The organism is Micromonospora sp. NPDC023814, from assembly GCF_040639595.1.
Lineage (GTDB): Bacteria > Actinomycetota > Actinomycetes > Mycobacteriales > Micromonosporaceae > Micromonospora.
Genome location: NZ_JBFAAF010000101.1, coordinates 1 through 19,957 on the forward strand (window position 1 = coordinate 1; position 19,957 = coordinate 19,957).

At 75.8% G+C, this 19,957-nt stretch carries 2 protein-coding genes; both read left to right on the plus strand.

Features of this window, described 5'->3' with window-relative positions; translation table 11 throughout:
* A partial coding sequence (locus AB0G14_RS32025; protein WP_357703920.1) for a type I polyketide synthase occupies positions 1 to 5,481 on the plus strand: 5,481 nt, incomplete at its 5' end.
* Positions 5,482 to 5,507: 26 nt separating this feature from the next.
* Positions 5,508 to 19,957: type I polyketide synthase (locus tag AB0G14_RS32030; RefSeq protein ID WP_357703922.1), on the plus strand; the 14,450-nt coding region annotated here is incomplete at its 3' end.

A 19,957-nucleotide genomic window follows, 5' to 3' on the forward strand; every position in this document is an offset into this window, starting at 1 on the left:
GCGGCGGGTAATGCGTTCCTGGACGGGTTGGCGGTGTGGCGGCGGCAGCTCGGGTTGCCGGCGGTGAGTCTGGCGTGGGGTATGTGGGACACCGCCGGCATGGCCGCGTCCATCGGCGGCACCGACCGGGCCCGCACGGCGCGCGCCGGACTCCGGGCGATGAACGCCCACACCGGACTGGAGCTGTTCGACACCGCGGTGGGGGCGGAGCGGTCGGTGCTGGTGCCGGCCGTGATCGACGTACCCGCGCTGCGGTCGGCGGCCTCCGGCGCGGTCGTACCGCCGATGCTGCGCAGCCTGGTCGACGTGGCGGCGACCCGCCGCCGGGCCGGGCAGGGCGCCGGCGGCTGGGCCGACCGGCTCGCCGGCCTCAGCGCGGAGGACGGCCTCGCACAGGTCGACCAGCTGGTCCGGGGCCTGGTCGCCCAGGTGCTCGGGCACGGCGGCGCGGAGGCGGTGCCGGCGGACCGGGCGTTCCGGGACCTCGGCTTCGACTCGCTCACCGCTGTCGAGCTGCGCAACCGGGTCAACGGCGCGACGGGCCTGCGGCTCACCTCGACCCTGGTGTTCGACTACCCGTCCCCGCAGGTCCTGGCGGCCCACGTGTACGCGGAACTCGTCGGTGACCGGCTCGGCGCCGTCGCCTCCGACGAGCCGACGGTCGGCGACGCCGACGAACCGATCGCGATCGTCGGCATGGCCTGCCGCTACCCGGGCGGGGTGGAATCCCCCGACGAGCTGTGGAAGCTGGTCAGCGCCGGTGGGGAGGGCATCGGGGAGTTCCCGGCCGACCGTGGCTGGGACCTGGAGTCGCTGTACGACCCGGACCCCGACCACGCCGGCACCTCGTACACCCGGCACGGTGGCTTCCTGTACGGGGCCGCCGAGTTCGACCCCGGCTTCTTCGGCATCTCGCCGCGCGAGGCCCTCGCGATGGACCCGCAGCACCGGCTGCTGCTGGAGGCGTCGTGGGAGACGTTCGAGTCGGCGGGCCTGGACCCGGCGGACCTGCGGGGCAGCCGGACCGGCGTGTTCGCGGGCGTGATCTACCACGACTACGCGACGCGGCTGATGGAGATGCCCGACGTCGAGGGCTACGTGGGGACCGGTAACTCCGGCAGCGTGCTGTCGGGTCGGGTGGCGTACACGTTCGGCCTGGAGGGCCCGGCGGTCACCGTGGACACCGCGTGCTCGTCCAGCCTGGTGGCGTTGCACCTGGCGGTGCAGGCGCTGCGCAGCGGCGAGTGCGACCTGGCCCTGGCCGGCGGTGTGACGGTGATGGCCACGCCGGGCACGTTCGTGGAGTTCTCGCGCCAGCGGGGTCTGTCGCCCGACGGTCGGTGCCGGTCGTTCGCGGCGTCGGCCGACGGCACGGGCTGGTCCGAGGGCGTCGGTGTGCTGCTGGTGCAGCGCCTGTCGGACGCGCAGCGGGACGGCCGGCGGATCCTGGCGGTGGTGCGCGGCAGCGCCGTGAACCAGGACGGCGCGTCGAACGGTCTGACCGCCCCGAACGGCCCGTCGCAGCAGCGGGTCATCCGCCAGGCCCTCGCGTCGGCGCGGCTGTCCACGGCCGACGTCGACGTGGTCGAGGCGCACGGCACGGGCACGACGCTGGGCGACCCCATCGAGGCGCAGGCCGTGCTGGCGACGTACGGGCAGGACCGGCAGGGCCGGGAGCCGCTGTGGCTCGGGTCGATCAAGTCGAACATCGGCCACGCCCAGGCCGCGGCCGGGGTGGCCGGTGTGATCAAGATGGTGCTGGCGATGCGGCACGGTCTCGTTCCGCCGACCTTGAATGTGGACGAGCCGTCGCCGCACATCGACTGGACGTCCGGTGCGGTGGCTCTCGCGACGGAGCCGACGCCGTGGCCGCGGGTGGATCGGCCGCGTCGGGCGGCGGTGTCGTCGTTCGGCATCTCCGGTACGAACGCGCATGTGATCATCGAGCAGCCGCCGGCCGAGGTGGTGGAGGGCGAGGTCGTCGCTCGGGAGCTGCCGCCGGTGGTGCCGGTGCTGCTGTCCGCCCGCGACGCGGCCGGACTGTCAACGCAGGCCGGCCGATGGGCGAGCTGGCTGGCGGCGGACGAACAACGGCGCCCCGTGGATGTCGCGTGGTCGTCGGTGACGTCGCGGTCGGTGCTGGAGCACCGGGCCGTCGTGTCCGGTGCGACGCGGGACGAGGTGCTGGCGGGCCTTGCGGCGTTGGCGTCGGGCGAGCCGTCGAGCGGAGTGGTCGCCGGTTCCGCCGCCGTACGCGGTCAGCTCGCGCTGCTGTTCTCCGGTCAGGGTGCGCAGCGTGCCGGCATGGGCCGGGAGTTGTCGGCCGGGTTCCCGGTGTTCGCCGCCGCGTTGGGCGAGGTGTGTGCGCAGCTCGATCCGCTGTTGCCGCGTCCGTTGCGGGAGGTGTTGTTCGCCGAGGCGGGTACGGCCGAGGCGGCGTTGTTGGACCAGACGGTGTTCACGCAGGCCGGGTTGTTCGCGGTCGAGGTGGCGCTGTTCCGTTTGATCGAGTCGTTCGGTGTGGTGCCGGACTTCGTGGGCGGTCACTCGATCGGTGAGATCACGGCCGCGCACGTGGCCGGGGTGCTGTCCCTGGGCGACGCCGCCGCGTTGGTGGCGGCGCGGGGTCGGTTGATGCAGGCCCTGCCGTCCGGAGGCGGGATGTTGGCGGTCGCCGCCGCCGAAGACGCGGTGGTCGAGTCGATCGCGGGTCTGGGCGACCGGGTCGGGATCGCGGCCGTGAACGGGCCTACCTCCGTCGTGGTGTCCGGGGCCGTCGAGGCGCTCGACGAGGTGGAGCGGTCCTGGCAGGGCCGGGGCGCGCGGACCCGCCGCCTCACCGTCAGCCACGCGTTCCACAGCCCGCTGATGGAGCCGATGCTGGCCGAGTTCCGGGCGGTCCTGGACGGGTTGACCTTTGCCGCGCCGTTGCTGCCGGTCGTGTCGAACGTGACCGGTGCCCTGGCCGAGGGCGACGAGATTCGCACGGTCGACTACTGGGTGCGGCATGTCCGCGCGGCGGTGCGGTACGCCGACGGGGTCGCCGCGCTGCGTGAGGCGGGCGTGGACACGTTCCTGGAGGTGGGTCCGCAGAGTGTGCTGACGGCGATGGCGGTGGACATCCTGCCCGAGGATGACGCCGTGCTGGCCGTAGCCGTCCAGCGCAAGGATCGGCCGGAGCCGCAGGCGTTGTTGCACGCCCTCGCCGAGCTGCATGTGCACGGCGTGCCGGTGACCTGGCAGCAGTGGTTCGCCGAAAGCGGCGCGCGGCGGGTGGACCTGCCCACGTACGCCTTCCACCGCGAGCGGTACTGGCCCGAGCCGGCGGCCCGGCCACGGACGGCGGCGACCCACGGCGGCGACGCCGACTTCTGGGACGCGGTGGAACGGGCCGACCTGACCGCCCTCGCCGCCCAGTTCGGCGACGACGGCGCGGCCCTGGACGCCCTCACCCCGGCCCTGCCGGTCCTGTCGACCTGGCACCGGGCCCGGACGCGGCGCGCGGTCGTGGACGGCTGGTCGTACCGCGTCGGATGGAAGCGGACCGACCTCGCCGCCGCCGTCGGGAAGCCCGGCGCGTGGCTGCTCGTGACGGCCGAGGACGACCTCACGGACGGCACGCGGGCGGAGGCGGTCACCAAGGCACTCGCCGCCGTCGGCGCCGACGTGGTCCGGCTGACCGTCGACCCGGTCGGCACCGATCGGGCGGACCTCGCCCGGCGGCTGGCCGACGCGCTGGCCGACGGGCCGGTCGCCGGCGTGCTCTCCCTGCTCGGCCTCCGTGACCAGCCGCACCCGTCCCACCCGGCCGTGCCCGTCGGGACGGCCGCCACGCTGCTGCTGGTCCAGGCCCTGCACGACACCGGCGCGACGACCCGGCTGTGGTGCCTGACCCAGGGCGCGGTCAGCACCGGGGACGACGACATCCTTGGCGACGCCGCCCAGAGCGCGCTCTGGGGGCTGGGCCGCGTGGCGGGCCTGGAGCACCCCCAGCTGTGGGGTGGCCTGGTGGACCTGCCCGAGCAGGTCGACGCGACGGGCTGGGACCGGTTGGCGCGGGTGGTGACCGGCGCCGGCGACGAGGACCAGGTGGCCGTACGGCCCTCCGGGGTGTTCGTCCGGCGTCTGGTCCGGTCGGCACCCGCCGCCCCCGACGTGGCGGAGCGCTGGCAGCCGTCCGGCACGGTGCTGATCACCGGGGGCACCGGCGCGCTGGGCGCCCACGTGGCCCGCTGGGTGGCCGCCGGTGGTGCCGCGCACGTGGTCCTGACCAGCCGCCGTGGCGAGCGGGCCGCAGGCGCGGCGGAGCTGCGCGACGAGCTGACCGCGCAGGGTGTCCGGGTGTCGGTCGTCGCCTGCGACGTGGCCGACCGCGACCAGGTGGCGGCCCTGCTGGCGAGCCTGGACGAGGACGACGCGCCGCTGACGGCCGTGGTGCACGCGGCGGGCGCCGGCGACGTCGGCATGATCGCCGAGACGGACCTGGCCGCGTTCGCCGCCGTGCTCGACGGCAAGGTCGCCGGCGCGCGGCACCTGGACGCCCTGCTCGGCGACCGGCCGCTGGCCGCGTTCGTGCTGTTCTCCTCCATCGCCGGCGTGTGGGGCAGCGGTGGGCAGGCGGCGTACGCGGCGGGCAACGCCTTCCTCGACGCGCTCGCCGAGCACCGTCGCGGGCGGGGCCTGACGGCGACCTCCGTGGCCTGGGGGCCGTGGGCCGACGGCGGCATGGCCACCGGCGAGGCCCGGGAGCTGCTGGCCCGGCGCGGCCTGACGGCGATGGCACCGGCCGAGGCCGTGTACGCCATGCGGCACGCCGTCGGCCAGACCCGGGCGGCGCTGACCGTGGCGGACGTCGACTGGGCGGTCTTCGCCCCGGCGTACGCCTCGGCCCGCCCCCGACCGCTGCTCGACGACATCGCCGAGGCCCGCGAGGCGCTCGACGGTCACGAGGAGCAGCCGGGCGGTGCCGCCGACGGCCTGCGGGAGCACCTGCTCACCCTGCCCCGCGCCGAGCAGGGCCGGCACCTGGTCGACCTGGTGCGGAACCACGCCGCGGCCGTGCTCGGCCACCAGGGCACGGACCGGGTCAAGCCGCAGCGCGCGTTCAAGGAACTGGGGTTCGACTCGCTGACGGCGGTCGAGCTGCGCAACCGGCTGACCGGGGCCACCGGCCTGTCGCTGCCCGCCACCCTCGTCTTCGACTACCCCAACCCGGCCGTCCTCGCCGAGCACCTGCTCGACGGGCTGGTGCCCGAGGCGCGGCAGGCCGACGACGGCGACCCGGCGGAGGCGGCCGTGCGGCAGGCGCTGGCGACCATTCCGCTGGCCCGCATCCGCGAGGCCGGGCTGCTGGACCTGCTGCTCAACCTCACCGACGCCGACGGCGGCGGCGACGAGTCCACCACCGACGGGGCCCTGGACCTCGACGAGATGGACGCCGACACCCTCGTCAGGCTGGCGCTTGACGGAACCGATTCCTGACCGTTGTCCCCAGTACGGAGCTCATGATGTCTACGTCCGCAGACAAGGTCGTCGAGGCGCTTCGCGCGTCGCTCAAGGAGACGGGCCGCCTCCGTCAGCTCAACCAGCAGCTGACCGCTGCCGCCCGGGAGCCGATCGCGATCGTCGCGATGTCCTGCCGCTACCCGGGCGGCGTCGCCAGCCCCGAGCAGCTCTGGGACCTGGTGGCCGCCGGCGGCGACGCGATCGGCGGCTTCCCGACGGACCGGGGCTGGGACCTGGACAACCTGTACGACCCGGACGCCGACCGGGCCGGCCGGTCCACCACCCGCGAGGGCGGTTTCCTCTACGACGCGGCCGACTTCGACGCCGAGTTCTTCGGCATCTCGCCCCGGGAGGCCGTGGCGATGGACCCCCAGCAGCGGCTGCTGCTGGAGACGTCGTGGGAGGCGTTCGAGCACGGCGGCATCGCGCCGGCATCCATGCGCGGACAGAAGGTCGGCGTCTTCGTCGGGACCGCCGCCAACGGCTACGGGATGGGCCCGCAGAGCGAGGCCGAGGGCACCGACGAGGGCTACCTGCTGACGGGTACCGCCACCAGCGTCGTCTCGGGGCGGATCGCGTACGCCCTCGGCCTGGAGGGCCCGGCGGTCACGGTCGACACCGCCTGCTCGTCGTCGCTGGTCGCGCTGCACCTGGCGTGCCAGGCCCTGCGGCAGGGCGACTTCGACCTCGCCCTGGCCGGCGGCGTGTGCGTCATGGCCACCCCCAGCCCGTTCGTCGGCTTCTCCCGGCAGCGGGGGCTCGCCCCCGACGGCCGGTGCAAGTCGTTCGCCGCCGCCGCCGACGGCACCGGCTGGTCCGAAGGCGTCGGCATCCTGCTGGTGGAGCGGTTGTCGGACGCGCAGCGCAAGGGACACCCCGTCCTCGCCGTGATCCGGGGCAGCGCGGTCAACCAGGACGGCGCGTCCAACGGCCTGACCGCCCCGAACGGGCCGGCCCAGCAGCGGGTGATCCGGCAGGCCCTCGCCAACGCCCGCCTGACCACGGCCGACGTGGACGCCGTCGAGGCGCACGGCACCGGCACCGTCCTCGGTGACCCGATCGAGGCGCAGGCCCTGCTGGCCACGTACGGGCAGGACCGGCCCGCCGACCGGCCGCTGCTGCTCGGCTCGATCAAGTCGAACATCGGTCACAGTCAGTCCGCCGCGGGCGTGGCCGGCGTGATCAAGATGGTGATGGCGATGCGGCACGGGCTCGTCCCGTCCACCCTGCACGTGGACGAGCCGACGCCCAAGGTGGACTGGTCGGCCGGCGAGGTGTCGCTGGTGACCGAGGCGCGGCCGTGGCCGGTGACCGACCGTCCCCGGCGGGCGGCGGTGTCGTCGTTCGGCATCTCCGGCACCAACGCCCACACCATCCTGGAAGAGCCGCCCGCCCCCGACGCCGCCGGCGCGGCCCGCGCCGGCGCCGGCTCGGCGCCCGCCGTCGCCCTGCCGGCGGTGCCCGTCCTGCTGTCCGCCCGGTCGGAGGCCGCGCTGGCTGCGCAGGCCGGACGCTGGGCCCGGTGGCTGGACGCCAACGAGGCCCTCCGCCCGGTCGACGTCGGCTGGTCGTCGGTGGTGTCGCGGTCCGCGCTGGAGCACCGCGCGGTGCTCACCACCGCCGACCGCGAGGACCTGCTGGCCGGGCTGCGCGCCCTCGCCGCCGGGCAGCCGTCCGGCGCGGTGGTCGCCGGGCAGGCGGCCGACCGTGGCCCGCTCGCGGTGCTCTTCTCCGGCCAGGGCGCGCAGCGCGCCGGCACGGGCCGGGAGCTGTACGACGGGTTCCCGGCGTTCGCCGCCGCGTTGGACGAGGTGTGCGCCCAGCTCGACCCGCTGCTGCCGCGCCCGCTGCGGGAGGTGCTGTTCGCCCCCGAGGGCTCCGCCGAGGCGGAGCTGCTGGACCAGACCGCTTTCACCCAGGCGGGCCTGTTCGCCGTCGAGGTGGCCCTGTTCCGGCTCGTCGAGTCGTACGGTGTGGTGCCGGACTTCGTGGGCGGCCACTCGATCGGTGAGATCGCCGCCGCGCACGTGGCCGGCGTGCTGTCCCTCGGCGACGCGTGCGCGCTGGTCGCGGCGCGGGGTCGGCTGATGCAGGCGCTGCCGGCGGGCGGCGGCATGCTCGCGGTCGCGGCCGACGAGGCTGCGGTCGCCGAGTCGATCGCCGGCCTGACCGACCGGGTCGGGATCGCGGCGGTGAACGGCCCCACCTCGGTCGTGGTGTCCGGCGCCGTCGAGGCCCTCGACGAGGTGGAACGGCTCTGGCGGGAGCGGGGCGCGCGGACACGTCGGCTGCGGGTCAGCCACGCCTTCCACAGCCCGCTGATGGAGCCGATGCTGGCCGAGTTCCGGGCCGTCCTCGACGGGCTCACCTTCGCCGCGCCGACGCTGCCGATCGTGTCGAACCTGACCGGCGCGCTCGCCGACGCCGACGAGATCCGCACTGCCGACTACTGGGTGCGGCACGTCCGCGAGGCCGTCCGCTTCGCCGACGGGGTCGCCGCCCTGCGGGCCGCCGGCGTCGACACGTTCCTGGAGGTCGGCCCGCAGAGCGTGCTGACCGCGATGACCCGCGACGTGCTGGGCCGGCAGGCCCCGGCGGACGCCGACGGGGAGGCCGCGCCGGTCGCGGTGCCCGTCCTGCGCGCCGACCGTGCCGAAGCGAAGGCCCTGCTCGCCGCCCTGGCCGAGCTGCACGTCAACGGCGCGTCCGTCGACTGGCCGGCCGTCTACACCGGCGCCGACGCGAGCCCCGTCGCCCTGCCCACGTACGCGTTCCAGCGGCAGCGATACTGGCCCGAGCAGATGCCGGTGTCGGCCACCGGCCCGGTCAGCCCCGACGTGGTGGACGTCGAGTTCTGGTCCGCGGTGGAGCGGTCCGACGTGGCCGCCCTGGCGGCGCAGTTCGACGCCGCCGCCCTGGACGTCCTGGCCCCGGCCCTGCCGGTCCTGTCGTCCTGGCGCAAGGCGCGGCTGCGGGACGCGGTCGTCGACGGCTGGTCGTACCGGGTGGTGTGGAAGCGGACCACCGCCCCGACTCCGGTCACCCCGGTGGGCGGCTGGCTGCTGGTCGAACCGGTCGGCGAGACGCCGGTGACGGAATGGGCCGAGGCGCTCGCGGGCGCGCTGGCCGCCGCGGGCGGCGAGGTGTCCCGGCTGGCGGTGGACCCGCTCGCGGAACGCGACGACGTGACGTCGCGGGTAGCCGAGGCCGTCGGGGATCGGCGGTTCTCCGGCATCGTGTCCCTGCTGGGCCTGCTGGACGCGCCGCACCCCGGCCAGCCGGCGGTGCCGCTCGGCACGGCCGCCACGATGGCGCTGGTGCAGGCCCTGCACGGCGCGGACATCGCGGCACCGCTGTGGACGGTCACCCGGGGCGCGGTCGGCACCGGCGACGGGGACCCGGTCCGCAGCGTCGCCCAGGGCGGCCTGTGGGGTCTGGCCCGGGTCGCCGGACTGGAACACCCGCAGCTCTGGGGCGGCCTGGTCGACCTGCCCGACGGGCCCGACCGGGCCGACTGGGACCACCTGGTGGGCGTCCTGACCGGCGGCGGCCACGAGGACCAGGTCGCCGTACGACCCTCCGGTGTGTTCGTGCGGCGACTGGTCCGCGCCACGCCGGCGGCGGTGGGCGCGGTCGAGCGCTGGCAGCCGTCGGGCACGGTGCTGATCACCGGTGGGACCGGGGCGCTCGGCGCCCACGTGGCCCGCTGGGTCGCGGCCAACGGCGCGGACCACGTCGTGCTCACCAGCCGCCGGGGCGATCGCGCCCCGGGGGCGGCGGAGCTGCGCGACGAGCTGACCGGGCTCGACGCCCGGGTGACCCTGGTCGCCGCCGACATGGCCGACCGCGCCCGGGTCGAGGCGCTGCTGCGCGACATCGACGCGGACCCGGCGCCGCTGACGGCGGTGGTGCACGCCGCCGGGGTGGGCCAGCTGACCATGCTGGCGGACACCGACCTGGCCGGGCTGGCCGAGGTGCTGGACGGCAAGATCGCCGGCGCGGTGCACCTGGACGAGCTGCTGGGCGACCGGCCGCTCGACGCGTTCGTGCTGTTCTCCTCCATCGCCGGGATCTGGGGCAGCGGCGGACAGGCCGCGTACGCCGCCGGCAACGCCTTCCTCGACGCCCTCGCCGAGCGGCGCCGGGCCCGCGGACTGGCCGCCACCGCCGTCGCCTGGGGACCCTGGGCCGAGGGCGGGATGGCCAGCGGCGAGGGACAGGAGCTGCTGGCCCGGCGCGGCCTCAGCCCGATGTCCCCGGCCCAGGCCGTGTACGCGCTGCGCAGCGCGGTCGGTCGGTCCGTGCCGTCGGTGACCGTGGCGGACGTCGACTGGTCCCTGTTCACCCCGGCGTTCGCCGCCGCCCGCCCCCGCCCCCTGCTCGACGACATCGCCGAGGCCCGGGACGCCCTGCGCGTGGTCGACGGGGAACCGGAGGACGCCGCCGGCGGCGGGCTGCGGCAGCACCTGCTGACGTTGCCCCGCGCCGAGCAGGACCGGCACCTGACCGACCTCGTGCGGACGCACACCGCCGCGGTGCTTGGCCACTCCGGCACCGAGCTGGTCAAGGCGAACCGGGCGTTCAAGGAACTGGGCTTCGACTCGCTGACCGCGGTCGAGCTGCGCAACCGGCTCGGCACCGCCACCGGGCTCACCCTGCCCACCACGCTGGTCTTCGACTACCCGAACTCGGCCGCCCTCGCCGACCACCTGTCGGCGGCGCTGCGCCTGCACGAGGTCGACACCGTCACCACCTGGGGTCCCGCCGGGCCGGTGGACGACGACCCCATCGTCATCGTCGGCATGAGTTGCCGGTACCCGGGCGGCGTCGCCAACCCGGACGACCTCTGGGACCTCGTCGCCACCGGGCGCGACGGGATCAGCGGCTTCCCCGAGGACCGGAACTGGGACATGGGCCGGCTGCTGGCCGTCGACGCCGACGGGCGGCCGGTGTCGCACACCCGCGAGGGCGGCTTCGTCGACGGCGCCACCGCGTTCGACCCCGGCTTCTTCGGCATCTCGCCCCGCGAGGCGGTCGCCATGGACCCGCAGCAGCGGCTGCTGCTGGAGGCGTCCTGGGAGGCCATGGAGCAGGCCGGAATCGACCCGGACGAGCTGCGCGGCAGCCGTACCGGCGTCTTCGTCGGCGCCTCCCCGTCGGGGTACGGCACCACCGACACGCCCGCCGAACTGGCGGGATACCAGCTCACCGGCGGCGCGCACAGCGTCATCTCCGGCCGGGTGTCGTACACCTTCGGCCTGGAGGGCCCGGCGGTCACGGTCGACACCGCCTGCTCGTCGTCCCTGGTGGCGGTGCACCTGGCCGCCCAGGCGCTGCGCGGCGGCGAGTGCGACCTGGCGCTGGCCGGCGGCGTCACCGTCATGGTGACCCCGGGCGCGTTCGTCGAGTTCTCCCGCCAGGGCGGCCTCGCCCCGGACGGGCGCTGCAAGTCCTTCGCCGCCGACGCCGACGGCACCGGCTGGTCCGAGGGCGTCGGCGTGCTGCTGGTCCAGCGGCTCTCCGACGCCCGGCGCGAGGGCCGCCAGGTGCTCGCCGTGATCGCCGGCAGCGCCGTGAACCAGGACGGCGCGTCCAACGGCCTCACCGCCCCGAACGGGCCGGCCCAGCAGCGGGTGATCCGGCAGGCCCTCGCGAACGCCCGCCTGAGCACCGCCGACGTGGACGCCGTCGAGGCGCACGGCACCGGCACCGTCCTCGGTGACCCGATCGAGGCGCAGGCGTTGCTGGCCACGTACGGGCAGGACCGGCCCGCCGACCGGCCGCTGCTGCTCGGCTCGATCAAGTCGAACATCGGCCACAGCCAGGCCGCCGCCGGCGTCGCCGGCATGATCAAGATGGTGCAGGCGATGCGGCACGGCCTGCTCCCGTCGACCCTGCACCTCGACGAGCCGACCCCCCACGTGGACTGGTCCGCCGGCGCGGTGTCCCTGCTGACCGAGGCCCGTCCCTGGCCGGCCGTGGACCGGCCGCGCCGGGCCGCCGTGTCGTCGTTCGGCATCAGCGGTACGAACGTCCACCTCATCCTGGAACAGCCGCCCGCCCCGCCTGCCGGGGACGAGCCGGACGCCGGCGGCGAACCGCCCCGGACGCCGGCGGTGGCGCCGGTGCTGCTCTCGGCCCGCGACGCGGCCGGGCTGTCGGCGCAGGCCGGCCGCTGGGCGGCGTGGCTGAGCGGGGACGCGACCCTGCGCCCGCTGGACGTGGCGTGGTCGTCGGTGACGTCGCGGTCGGTGTTGGAGCACCGCGCGGTCGTGTCCGGTGCGACCCGGGCCGAGCTGCTGGCGGGCCTCGAAGCCGTGGCGGCGGGCGAGCCCTCGGCCGGTGTGGCCTTCGGCCCCGGCGGGCAGCGGGGCCAGGTCGCGCTGCTGTTCTCGGGTCAGGGCGCGCAGCGTGCCGGCATGGGCCGCGAGCTGTCGGCCGAGTACCCCGTTTTCGCGGCGGCGTTGGACGAGGTGTGCGCACAGCTGGATCCGTTGCTGCCGCGTCCGTTGCGGGAGGTGCTGTTCGCCGAGGCGGGCACGGCCGAGGCGGCGTTGCTGGACCAGACGGTGTTCACGCAGGCCGGGTTGTTCGCGGTCGAGGTGGCCCTGTTCCGCCTGGTCGAGTCGTTCGGCGTCGTGCCGGACATGCTCGCCGGTCACTCGATCGGTGAGATCACCGCCGCGCACGTGGCCGGCGTGCTGTCCCTGGCGGACGCCGCCGCGCTGGTCGCGGCGCGGGGTCGGCTGATGCAGGCCCTGCCGGCCGGCGGCGGGATGTTGGCGGTTGCCGCCGACGAGGCGGCCGTGGTCGAGTCGATCGCCGGGCTGACCGACCGCGTGGGCATCGCGGCGGTCAACGGGCCGAGGTCGATCGTGGTGTCCGGGGCCGTCGACGCCCTCGACGAGGTGGAGCAGTTCTGGCGGGGCCGGGGCGCCCGGACCCGTCGGCTCACCGTCAGCCACGCGTTCCACAGTCCGCTGATGGAGCCGATGCTGGCCGAGTTCCGTACGGTCCTCGACGGGCTGACGTTCGCCGCGCCGCTGCTGCCGGTCGTGTCCAACGTGACCGGTGCGCTCGCGGACGCCGACGAAATCCGCACCGTCGACTACTGGGTGCGGCACGTCCGCGAGGCCGTCCGGTACGCCGACGGCGTCACCGCGCTGCGCGCCGCCGGGGTGGACACCTTCCTGGAGGTGGGTCCGCAGAGTGTGCTGACCGCGATGGCGGCGGACATCCTGCCCGACGACGACACCGTGCTGGCCGTGCCGGCACAGCGCAAGGACCGGCCCGAGGCGCACGCCCTGCTGCACGCCTTGGCCGAGCTGCACGTGCACGGCGTGCCGGTGACCTGGCGGCAGTGGTTCGCCGACAGCGGCGCACGCCGCGTCGACCTGCCCACCTACGCCTTCCACCGCGAGCGGTACTGGCTGCCGCCGGCCGGCCAGTCGGCCGACGTCTCGGGGGCGGGCCTCGGTGTCGCGCGGCACCCGCTGCTCGGCGCGACCGTCTCGGTCGCCGGCGAGGACATGGTGGTGCTGACCGGCCGGCTGTCGGTGACGACCCACCCGTGGCTCGCCGACCACGTCGTGTCCGGTGCCGTGGTGGTGCCCGGCACCGCCCTGGTGGACCTCGTCGTCCGGGCGGGCGACGAGGTTGGCGCGTCCCGCGTCCGTGAGCTGACGGTGCTCGCCCCGCTCGTGCTGCCCGCCACCGGCGGCGGAGTGCGGGTGCAGGTCCGGGTGGGTCCCGTCGACGGGACCGGCAGTCGCTCGGTGACCGTGCACTCGCAGCCCGAGGACGACCCGGAGTCGGGCTGGACCCGGCACGCCGACGGCCTCGTCGGCGCCCCGACGGGCGACGAGCCCACCGTGGGCGCGTGGCCGCCGCCGGGAGCGACCGAGGTGGACGTCACCGGTTGGTACGAGACGGTGGCCGAGCACGGGCTCTCCTACGGGCCCGTCTTCCGGGGGCTGCGCCGGGCGTGGACCGCAGCGGACACGGTGTTCGCCGAGGTCGCCCTCCCGGACGAGGCGGCCGGGGAGCCGGCCGGGTTCGGCGTGCACCCGGCGTTGCTGGACGCCGCCCTGCACCCCGTCGGGCTGCTGCCCGCCGACGAGACGGGCGGCGGGGCTCGGGTGCCGTTCGCGTTCGAGGGCGTGCAGGTCCACGCGGTCGGGGCGCGGACGCTGCGGGTGCGCCTGACCGCGTCCGGCAGTTCCGTGCGGCTGGTCGCCGTCGACGAGACGGGCGCGCCGGTGGTGTCGGTGGATTCGCTGACGCTGCGCGAGATGGCCGGGGCGGTGGCGGCTCCGAACGAGGCCCACCGCTCCCTGTTCGAGGTGTCCTGGCAGCCCGAGCAGATCACCGCGCCCGACGGCGGGTACGGCTGGGTCGTCCTCGGTGACCGCCCGGTCGACGGCGCGCCGCAGCTCCCCGCGTACGCCGACGTGGCGACGCTGGCCACGGCCATGACGGACGGGACCGCCGCCACCCCGGCGGCGCTGCTGCTGCCGGTCCCCGCGGCGCGGCCCGAGACGGACGTGCCCGCCGCGGTGCGGTCGGTGACGGCGGACGTCCTCGGCGCCGTGCAGGCGTGGCTGGCCACCGACACCCTGGCAGACTCGCGGCTGGTCGTGGTGACCCGCGGCGCGGTGGCCGCCGGCCCGGACGACCGCGTCACCGACGTGGCCGGGGCGGCGGTGTGGGGCCTGCTGCGCTCGGCGCAGTCGGAGCACCCCGGCCGGATCGTGCTGGCCGACCTGGAGCCGGGCGCCGACCTGGACGTCGACGCGCTGACCCTGCTCGCCGGCGCCGCCGACGACCCGGGTGTCGGCGGGCAGCTCGCGGTGCGGGCCGGCATTCCGTACCTGCCCCGGCTGGTCCGCGCCGCCGGCGGCGCACCGGCCCCGGCGACCCTCGACCGGGGGACCGTCCTGGTGACCGGGGGCACCGGATCGCTGGGCGCCCTGGTGTCCGAGCACCTCGTCACCGCGTACGGCGTGCGCTCGCTCGTGCTGGTCTCCCGGCAGGGCCCGGCGGCCGCCGGCGCCGACGAGCTGGTGGAGCGGCTGACTGCGCTGGGCGCGGCCGTCCGCGTGGTCGCGGCCGACGTCACCGACCGTGCGCGGGTCGGCGAGCTGGTCCGGGCGGTCACCGCCGAGGACCGGCTGGCCGGCGTCGTGCACACCGCCGGTGTCCTGGACGACGGCGTGGTCAGCGGAATCACCGCCGACCGGCTGGCGGACGTGCTGGCGCCGAAGGTCACGGCGGGCTGGTGGCTGCACGAGGCGACCGCCGACCTCGACCTCGACCTGTTCGCGCTGTTCTCCTCCGTCGCCGGGGTGCTCGGCTCTCCCGGCCAGGCCGCGTACGCCGCCGGCAACGCCTTCCTGGACGCCCTCGCCCAGGTGCGGGCGCAGCGCGGGCTGCCCGCGGTCAGCCTCGCGTGGGGCATGTGGGACACCGACGGGATGGCCGCGTCGATCAACGACACCGACCGGGCCCGGGTCAGCCGGTCCGGCCTGGTCCCGATGACCGCCCAGGTCGGTCTCGGGCTGTGGGACGCCGCCCTGGCCCACGGCGGGGCGGCGCTGGTCCCGGCGGTGGTCGACCTGCCCGCCATGCGGGCGCAGACCGCCGCGGGCCGTGTACCCCCGATGCTGCGGACCCTGGTGGGGTCGGCCGCGAAGCGCCGCCGCTCCGGCACCGGGGGCTGGGCCGACCGGCTGGCCGGGCTCGACCCGCAGGAGGCGCGGACGCAGGTCGACCTGCTCGTGCGCGGACTGGTCGCGCAGGTCCTCGGCCACAGCGGCGCCGAGCAGGTGCCGGCGGACCGGGCGTTCCGGGAGTTGGGCTTCGACTCGCTCACCGCGGTGGAGCTGCGCAACCGCATCAACGGCGCGACCGGGCTGCGGCTCACCTCGACGCTCGTCTTCGACTACCCGACCCCTGGCGCCCTCTCCGACCACCTGTACGAGCAGCTGTCCGGCCAGGTCGCCGACCAGCAGCAGGCCGTGCGGGCGACGACCGTCGACGAGCCCATCGCCATCGTGGGCATGGCCTGCCGCTACCCGGGCGGCGTGACGAACCCGCAGCAACTGTGGGACCTGGTCGCCGACGGCTCCGACGGCATCGGCGAGTTCCCGACCGACCGGGGCTGGGACCTCGACCGGCTCTTCCACCCCGACCCGGACAACCCCGGGACGTCGTACACGCGGCACGGCGGCTTCCTGTACGGGGCGGCCGAGTTCGACCCCGGCTTCTTCGGCATCTCGCCGCGCGAGGCCCTGGCCATGGACCCGCAGCAGCGGCTGCTGCTGGAGACCTCGTGGGAGACGTTCGAGTCGGCGGGCCTGGACCCGCAGCGGCTGCGCGGCAGCCGGACCGGCGTGTTCGCCGGGCTGATGTACCACGACTACGCCTCGGGCGTGCAGGACCTTCCCGAGGGCGTGGGCGGCTACCTCGGCACCGGCACCTCCGGCAGCGTGCTGTCAGGGCGGGTGGCGTACACGTTCGGCCTGGAGGGGCCGGCGGTCACCGTGGACACCGCGTGCTCGTCCAGCCTGGTGGCGCTGCACCTGGCGGTGCAGGCGCTGCGCAGCGGCGAGTGTGACCTGGCCCTGGCCGGCGGCGTGACCGTCATGGCCACCCCCGGCACGTTCATCGAGTTCTCCCGCCAGCGCGGGCTGTCGCAGGACGGCCGGTGCAAGTCGTTCGCCGCCGCTGCCGACGGCACGGGCTGGAGCGAGGGCGTCGGCGTGCTGCTGGTGCAGCGTCTCTCCGACGCGCAGCGGGAGGGCCGGCGGATCCTGGCGGTGGTGCGCGGCAGCGCGGTGAACCAGGACGGCGCGTCGAACGGGCTGACCGCCCCGAACGGCCCGTCGCAGCAGCGGGTGATCCGGCAGGCTCTCGCCAACGCCCGCCTGTCGCCCGCCGACGTGGACGCCGTCGAGGCGCACGGCACGGGCACCACCCTCGGTGACCCGATCGAGGCGCAGGCGCTGCTGGCGACGTACGGGCAGGACCGGCAGGGACGCCCGCCGTTGTGGCTCGGCTCGATCAAGTCGAACATCGGCCACACCCAGGCCGCGGCCGGGGCGGCCGGGATCATCAAGATGATCATGGCGATGCGGCACGGCGTGCTGCCCTCGACGCTGCACGTGGACGAGCCATCCCCGCACATCGACTGGAGCGCCGGAGCCGTCTCCCTGCTCACCGAGGCGCGCGACTGGCCGGCGGCGAACCGGCCCCGGCGCGCGGCGATCTCGTCGTTCGGCGTCAGCGGCACCAACGCGCACGTGATCATCGAGCAGCCGCCCGCCGAGGCGGAACCCACCCGGGCCGCCGGCGGGCCGGCCAACGGTGACGAACCCGCCGCCGAGCCGGTGCCGGCCCCGGTGCTGCTGTCGGCCCGGTCCGAGGCCGCCGTCGCGGCGCAGGCGGATCGCTGGGCCCGCTGGATCGCCGCCGACGAGGACCTGCGCCCCGTCGACGTCGGCTGGTCGTCGGCGGTCAGCCGGGCGGTGCTGGAGCACCGCGCGGTGGTCACCGCGACGCACCGGGACGAGCTGCTGGCCGGGCTGCGCGCCCTCGCCGCCGGTGAGTCGTCCGGCGCCGTGGTCACCGGCACCGGCGCGGCGCGTACCCAACTGGCCGTGCTCTTCTCCGGCCAGGGCGCGCAGCGCGCCGGCATGGGCCGAGAACTGGCGGCCCGCTTCCCGGTGTTCGCCGCGGCGTTGGGCGAGGTGTGTGCGCAGCTCGATCCGCTGTTGCCGCGTCCGTTGCGGGAGGTGCTGTTCGCGGAGCCGGGCACGGCCGAGGCGGCGTTGCTGGACCAGACGGTGTTCACGCAGGCCGGGTTGTTCGCGGTCGAGGTGGCGTTGTTCCGGCTGGTGGAGTCGTTCGGTGTGGTGCCGGACTTCGTGGGCGGCCACTCGATCGGTGAGATCACGGCCGCGCACGTGGCCGGGGTGCTGTCCCTGGCGGACGCGTGCGCGTTGGTGGCGGCGCGGGGCCGGTTGATGCAGGCGCTTCCGGCCGGCGGTGGGATGCTCGCTGTGGCCGCTGCCGAGGCGGCTGTGGCGGAGTCGATCGCCGGACTGAACGACCGGGTGGGCATCGCGGCCGTCAACGGGCCGGCGGCCGTGGTGGTCTCCGGTGACGTCGAGGCCCTCGACGGCATCGAGCGGACCTGGCAGGACCGGGGCGTCCGGACCCGCCGGTTGACGGTGAGCCACGCGTTCCACAGCCCGCTGATGGAGCCGATGCTCGACGAGTTCCGCACGGTCCTGGCGGGGCTGACGTTCCGGGCACCGCTGGTGCCGGTCGTGTCGAACCTGACCGGGGCGCTCGCCGACCCGCAGGAGATCACCCGCGCCGAATACTGGGTCCGCCACGTCCGGGAAGCCGTCCGGTACGCCGACGGCGTCGCCGCCCTGCGCGCCGCCGGGGTCGACATCTTCCTCGAGGTCGGCCCGCAGAGCGTCCTGACCGCGATGAACGCCGACCTGCTCGCCGACGACGCGCTCGCGGTGGCCCTCCAGCGCCGGGACCGTGACGCCCCGCAGACGCTGCTGGCCGCGCTGGCCGAGCTGCACGTCCACGGCGTCCCGGTGACCTGGCCGCAGTGGTTCACCGACTCCGGCGCCACCCGCGTCGACCTGCCGACGTACGCCTTCCAGCACGAGCGGTACTGGCTCGGCGCGGGTCAGGCGCGTACCGCCGACGTGTCCGGCGCCGGCCTGGGCGTGGCCGGGCACCCGCTGCTCGGCGCGGCGGTCACCGTCGCCGGCGCCGACATGGCCGTGCTGACCGGCCGGCTGTCGCTCGCCACCCACGCCTGGCTCGCCGACCACGCCGTCTCCGGCGTGGTCGTCGTGCCCGGCACGGCGCTGGTGGAGCTGGCGGTGCGGGCCGGCGACGAGGTGGGCGCGTCGCGGGTACGCGAGCTGACGATCGCCGCGCCGCTGGTGCTGCCCGAGACCGGCGGCGTGCGGGTGCAGGTGCGCGTCGGCGCGGCCGACGAGGCGGGCACCCGGGTCGTGGCGGTGCACTCCCAGACCGAGGGCGACCCCGAGGCCGAGTGGGTCCAGCACGCGGAGGGTGTGCTGGAGCCCGCGTCGGCCGACGAGCCCGGCGTGGGGGAGTGGCCCCCCGTCGGCGGCGTCGAGATGGACCTCGCGGGCTGGTATCCGACGCTGGCGGAGCACGGTCTGGCGTACGGGCCGGTGTTCCAGGGGCTGCGCCGGGTATGGACCGCCGCGGACGACGTGTACGCCGAGGTGGTCCTGCCGGACGAGGCGGCGACGGAGGCCGCCCGGTTCGGGGTGCACCCGGCGCTGCTGGACGCCGCCCTGCACCCGATCGGGCTGCTGCCCGGTTCGGAGCAGTCGGGTGGGGCGCGGGTGCCGTTCGCGTTCGAGGGTGTGCAGGTGCACGCCTCGGGTGCGCGCGTGCTGCGGGTCCGCCTGACGCGTGTGGGTACGACGGTGCGGCTGGTCGCGTGTGACGAGTCGGGCGCCGCCGTGGTGTCGGTCGACTCGCTGGCGCTGCGCGAACTGACCGGCGTGGCCGCGGCGAACGCGGCGGCCCGCTCGATGTTCGAGGTCACCTGGAAGGCCGAGGAGGTCGCCGCCGCCGAGGACGTCTCCGGATGGGCGCTGGTGGGCTCGCCGGCCCCCGCCGACCTGCCGGCGTTCCCGGACGTCGAGGCGCTCGTCGCAGCGGTCGAGGCCGGTCAGGTGGCCGCGCCGACGGGGCTGGTACTGCCGGTCGACGCGCCGGCTGCCGCCGTCCCGGACGCGGTACGCGCGGCGGCGTCGGCCGTGCTGGCGACCGTGCGGTCGTGGCTGGCGGCCGACGTGCTGGCGGATTCGCGGCTGGTGGTGGTGACCCGGGGCGCGGTTTCGGTCGGTGCCGAGGATCGGGTCACGGATCTGGCGGGTGCGGCGGTGTGGGGTCTGCTGCGGTCGGCGCAGTCCGAGCACCCGGGGCGCATCGTCCTCGGGGACGTCGACGGCGACCTGGACGCCGGGACGCTGGCCGTCCTGGCTGCGGTGGCCGACGAGCCGGTGGCGCACGGCGGTCAGGTCGCGGCACGGGCGGGTGCGGTGTTCGTGCCCCGTCTGGTGCGTGCGGTCACCCCGGCGCCGGCCGGCGGCCACGTGGTGGGCGACGGCACGGTGCTGGTGACCGGTGGTACGGGTGCGTTGGGCGCGTTGGTGGCTGAGCATCTGGTGTCGTCGTGGGGTGTGCGGTCGCTGGTGCTGGTGTCGCGGCGGGGTCCGGAGGCTGCGGGTGCTGGGGAGTTGTCGGCGCGGTTGACCGCGCTCGGTGCTGCCGTGCGGGTGGTGGCCTGTGACGTGACGGACCGGGATCAGGTGTTCGGGCTGGTCGCCGAGGTCGCCGCGGCGGGCCGGTTGGCGGGTGTGGTGCACACCGCCGGTGTGCT